The sequence below is a fragment of the Neisseria sp. P0009.S007 genome (assembly GCF_051962515.1).
Genome location: NZ_JBQCVF010000777.1, coordinates 1 through 754, shown reverse-complemented (window position 1 = coordinate 754; position 754 = coordinate 1). Strand labels below are relative to the sequence as shown.

The 754-nt window shown below is 45.4% G+C and carries 1 protein-coding gene; it reads left to right on the top strand.

The annotated features are described in order from the left end of the window. Window positions 1–147 precede the first annotated feature (147 nt). The coding region (locus tag ACTHS3_RS16295) for an alcohol dehydrogenase catalytic domain-containing protein (RefSeq protein ID WP_440368545.1) at window positions 148–754 on the top strand (607 nt) is incomplete at its 3' end.

Here is a 754-nt window from a genome sequence, read left to right as displayed (position 1 = left end):
CGATTGTATGGCGATCCTTCAGGTGATCATGCTACCGTCGGAGCCAAAATTGCAAAAATGCTTGCTTTAGAGTGGAGGTCAAAGTATAACCTATTGTTATCTCACTTAGGCTAGATAACTTTATTAATGAATTAAAAGGCAAAAATAATGGAAATTAAACAAACCAATTCAACCATCAAATCTCGTGCGGCGGTGGCATTCTCACCAAATCAACCCTTACAAATTGTGGAAATCGACGTAGAAATGCCACGCAAAGGCGAAGTGTTAATCCGCAATACCCACACGGGCGTGTGCCACACTGATGCATTTACGTTATCAGGAAGCGATCCGGAAGGCGTGTTTCCTGTGGTACTTGGGCATGAAGGTGCGGGTGTGGTTGTTGCTGTAGGCGAAGGTGTGTCAAGCGTAAAACCAGGTGATCACGTTATTCCTCTTTATACCGCTGAATGTGGCGAATGTGAGTTTTGCCGTTCAGGTAAAACCAACTTATGCGTCTCAGTGCGTGATACACAAGGTAAAGGTTTAATGCCGGACGGTACGACGCGTTTTTCTTATCAAGGTCAGCCGATCTATCACTATATGGGCTGTTCGACCTTCAGCGAATACTCAGTTGTTGCCGAAGTTTCACTGGCGAAAATCAACCCAGAAGCCAACCACGAACAAGTATGTTTGCTCGGCTGCGGCGTTACTACAGGTATTGGTGCGGTACATAATACGGCAAAAGTGCAAGAAGGTGACTGCGTACCTTTTGTAT